Below are 3961 nucleotides of genomic sequence, written 5' to 3' on the forward strand. Positions count from 1 at the left end.
ACGATGCATCGCCGATGGTAGTGTGGGGTTTCCCCATGTGAGAGTAGGTCATCGTCAAGATTAAATTCCAGAACCCCATTTGCGAAAGCAGATGGGGTTTTGTTTTGGGCGGTCGAAAAGTAATACAGCCCAGAATCCCCTGACAAATTTGAACAGTTATTTCTGAACCAGACCACTAGAATGAGCACCTAACCTTTTTTAGAGTCAGAGCCCTATCTATGCCCGATCCGGTTGATGCCCTCGAGGTGTCGGATTTACCACTGGACGACCTGGTGGCATGCCATGAGTGCGACTTGCTGATGCGCAAACCAGCGCTTGCCCTCGGCGAAAAAGCCCAATGCCCACGTTGCGGTTACGAGCTATACGCTCACCGCCACAATGTCGTTGAGCGCAGCCTCGCCCTGGTGATTGCCGCGCTGCTGCTGTACATCCCCGCGAACTTTTTGCCCATCATGCAGCTCAATCTACTCGGGCAGTCCTCAGAGGACACCGTGTGGAGTGGCGTGGTCGGCCTGTTTGATACTGGCATGCAGGGCGTCGCCGCCGTCGTATTTCTGTGCAGCATGGGAATACCCTTGCTCAAACTGCTCTGCCAGCTCGCCGTGTTGCTCAGTATTCGCTGGAAGGTTGGCCGAAGCTACGGGCTGCTGCTGTACCGCATCTACCATCACATGAAAGATTGGGGGATGTTGGAGGTCTACCTGATGGGCGTACTGGTGGCGATCGTAAAGCTCGCCGACATGGCTTCCATCACGATCGGCCTGGGGTTGGTCTGCTTTATCAGTCTATTAATGGTTCAGGTACTGCTTGAGGTGGTGATGTCGCCCCACCAGATCTGGCAAGCGCTGTCAGGAGAGGATGATCATGCGGGCGATTGATGCAGGCATTCTGATTTGTACCGAATGCCATGAGTTGAATCACCAGGAGCCGGACACCGAGGAGCAAATATGCACCCGTTGCGGCGCGCTGATCCATGCTCGCCGGCCCAACAGCCTCACCCGTACCTGGGCGTTGCTGATCACGGCGGCCATTCTGTATATCCCCGCTAATCTGTTACCGATCATGACCATCAACTCCCTTGGCCAGGGCGATCCCAGTACCATCATGGCCGGCGTGATCCAGTTGGTGCAGCACGGTATGTACCCTATTGCTGCGGTCGTGTTCATCGCCAGTATTCTGGTGCCGACCTTCAAACTGGTGGGGATTGGTCTGCTACTGTTCTCGGTGCAGCGTCATCAGCCGTTGTCCGCGCAACAACGCATTGTGATGTACCGTTTTATCGAATTCATTGGCCGCTGGTCCATGTTGGATATCTTCGTGATCGCCATCCTGGTGGCGGTTGTTAACTTTGGGCGACTTGCCAGTGTCGAGGCGAACCTCGGCGCTGCGGCGTTCGCCAGTGTGGTCATCTTGACGATGCTTGCCGCAGTAACTTTCGATCCCCGACTGATTTGGGATAACACGGAGTCGGACGACGACCATGAGTGATTTGCCTAAAGCTAAAACCCGCCCGGCCTCCAACTGGTCGGCCATTTGGGTATTGCCCCTGATCGCGCTGATAATCGGCGGCTGGCTGGGATGGCGTGCCTATTCCCAGCAGGGCATCGAGATTCAGGTGCGCTTTGAGAGCGGCGAGGGGATCCAGGTCAACAAGACCGAAGTGGTCTACAAAGGCATGCCCGTGGGTAAGGTCAAGGCCTTGGCCCTGGACGACGAGGGCAACAATCGCGGGGTGATCGCCACCATCGAGATGAACAAGGACGTCGACCAATACCTCAAGACCAACACGCGCTTCTGGCTGGTCAAGCCCAGCGTCAGCCTGGCTGGCATCACCGGTCTGGAAACCCTGGTGTCGGGTAACTACATCGCCGCCAGCCCGGGTGACGGTGAGCCCACGCGCAAATTCAAGGCGCTCTCCGAAGAGCCACCCTTGTCCGACGCCAAGCCTGGCCTGCACCTGACTATCAAGGCTGATCGCCTTGGCTCGCTCAACCGTGGCAGCCCGGTGTTCTACAAGCAGATCCAGGTCGGCCAGGTCAAAAGCTACCTGCTCTCCGAAGACCAGAGCACCGTTGAGATCAAGGTTTATATCGAACCGACTTACGCCAGCCTGGTGCGCAAACACACGCGTTTCTGGAACGCCAGCGGCATCAGCATCGACGCCAACCTCTCCGGCGTAAAGGTGCGCAGCGAATCACTCTCCAGCATCGTCGCCGGCGGTATCGCCTTCGCCACACCGGAGAACCGCAAAGACAGCCCGCCCACCGACCCAAGCCTGCCGTTCCGCCTGTATGAAGATTTCGATGCCGCGGCGGCCGGCATCAGGGTCAAGGTCAAACTCACCGACTTCGAAGGCCTGCAGGCCGGGCGTACGCCGGTCATGTACAAAGGCATCCAGGTCGGTAGCCTCAAAACCTTGAAGATCGACCCGGACCTGTCCAGCGCCAACGCCGAGCTGACCCTCGACCCACTGGCCGAGGATTACCTGGTGCATGACACCCAGTTCTGGGTAGTCAAACCCTCCATCTCCCTGGCCGGTATCACCGGACTGGAAGCGCTGGTCAAAGGTAACTACATCGCCATCCGCCCCGGCGACAAAGGCAGCGCACCGCAACGTGAATTCGTAGCGCGTGCCAAAGCGCCGCCGCTGGATCTGCGTTCCCCTGGGCTGCACATGGTGCTGTTCACCGACAACCTTGGCTCCCTGGATGTCGGCAGCCCGATCCTCTACAAGCAGGTCAAGGTCGGTTCGGTGCAGAGCTACCAGTTCTCGCGCAAGAACAAGCAGCTGGTGATCGGCGTTCATATCGAGAAAGAGTATGAAAACCTGGTCAATGGCTCGACACGTTTCTGGAACGCCAGCGGCGTCACGTTGACCGGTGGCCTCACCGGCGGCATTCAAGTCAAGAGTGAATCCCTGGCCAGCCTGATGGCCGGCGGCATCGCGTTCGAAACACCTGAAGCCAATGTGCCGTTGAAAAAACGCATCCCGCGTTTCCGCCTGTTTGCCGACCGCGAGGCCGCCAACCAGCACGGCACCCTGGTGACCATCAAGGTCGACCGCGCCGACGGCATGCGCCCGGGCACTCCGGTGCGTTTCAAAGGCCTGGATGTGGGCAAGATCGAGAGCGTCGACCTCAGTGCCGACATGCAGTCGGTGCTGCTCAGCGCACGCATCACTCAGGTGGCGGATCGCATTGCGCGCGTCGGCAGCCAGTTCTGGGTGGTCAAGCCTGAACTGGGCCTGATGAAAACCGCCAATCTGGAAACCCTCGTCACCGGGCAGTACATCGAAGTGCAACCTGCGGTGAAAAATGCCGGGCCACAAAAGAGCTTTGTCGCCCTGGACCAGCCGCCGGAAGCCGTCCATCGCGAGGAAGGCCTGAGCCTGACGCTCAGCGCCGCGCGCCGGGGTTCGTTGAAGGAAGGCGTACCGGTGACCTATCGCGAAGTCACTGTGGGCAAAGTCACCGGCTATGAGCTGGGCCAGACCGCCGACCGCGTGTTGATCCACATCCTGATCGAGCCCAAGTACGCGCCGTTGGTGCGGGGTGGGAGTCGCTTCTGGAACACCAGTGGTTTTGGGCTGGACTTTGGCCTGTTCAAAGGTGCGACGGTGCGTACCGAGTCTCTGGAAACGTTGGTTGCCGGTGGTATTGCCTTCGCTACGCCGGATGGCGAGCGTATGGGCAACGCTGCCCGGCCGCAGCAGACCTTCCCTTTGTTCGACAAGTTCGAAGACGAGTGGCTGACTTGGGCGCCTAAGATTCCACTGGGCAAGTAGACCGAGGCGCGGCATCGGGGGCAAGCCCCCTCCCACATTTTGAATGTGTTCGCAGTTTAACTGTGGGAGGGGGCTTGCCCCCGATGAGGCCGGACACAGATGTCTAGTCCTGAAATAGGTTTACACCTGTTTCAGTCTCAAAACGCCCGATGCACCGCATCGGGCGTTTTGTATTTC

The 3961-nt window shown here is 58.7% G+C and carries 3 protein-coding genes; all 3 read left to right on the forward strand.

Going from position 1 to position 3961, the window contains the following annotated elements; genetic code table 11:
- Positions 1 to 218 precede the first annotated feature (218 nt).
- Genes AC0IYH_RS28900 through AC0IYH_RS28910 form a run of 3 tightly spaced genes read left to right on the forward strand, consistent with a single transcriptional unit; the run spans position 219 to position 3784 of the window.
- Positions 219 to 878: a paraquat-inducible protein A gene (locus tag AC0IYH_RS28900; protein ID WP_116629264.1), complete on the forward strand. Its 660-nt coding sequence runs from the start codon at positions 219 to 221 to the stop codon at positions 876 to 878.
- Positions 865 to 1488: a paraquat-inducible protein A gene (locus tag AC0IYH_RS28905; protein ID WP_116629263.1), complete on the forward strand. Its 624-nt coding sequence runs from the start codon at positions 865 to 867 to the stop codon at positions 1486 to 1488. The genes AC0IYH_RS28900 and AC0IYH_RS28905 overlap by 14 nt, the downstream gene beginning before the upstream one ends.
- Positions 1481 to 3784, forward strand: coding sequence for an MlaD family protein (locus AC0IYH_RS28910; protein ID WP_122773608.1), 2304 nt, complete (start codon positions 1481 to 1483; stop codon positions 3782 to 3784). Before AC0IYH_RS28905 ends, AC0IYH_RS28910 begins: the two co-directional genes overlap by 8 nt.
- The last annotated feature ends 177 nt before the right edge of the window (positions 3785 to 3961 follow it).

Source organism: Pseudomonas sp. AC463, from assembly GCF_979253585.1.

Coding starts and splice junctions, on each gene's coding strand:
- AC0IYH_RS28910 (WP_122773608.1), top strand. CDS start 1,481: ATGAGTGATTTGCCTAAAGCTAAAACCCGCCCGGCCTCCAACTGGTCG.
- AC0IYH_RS28900 (WP_116629264.1), top strand. CDS start 219: ATGCCCGATCCGGTTGATGCCCTCGAGGTGTCGGATTTACCACTGGAC.
- AC0IYH_RS28905 (WP_116629263.1), top strand. CDS start 865: ATGCGGGCGATTGATGCAGGCATTCTGATTTGTACCGAATGCCATGAG.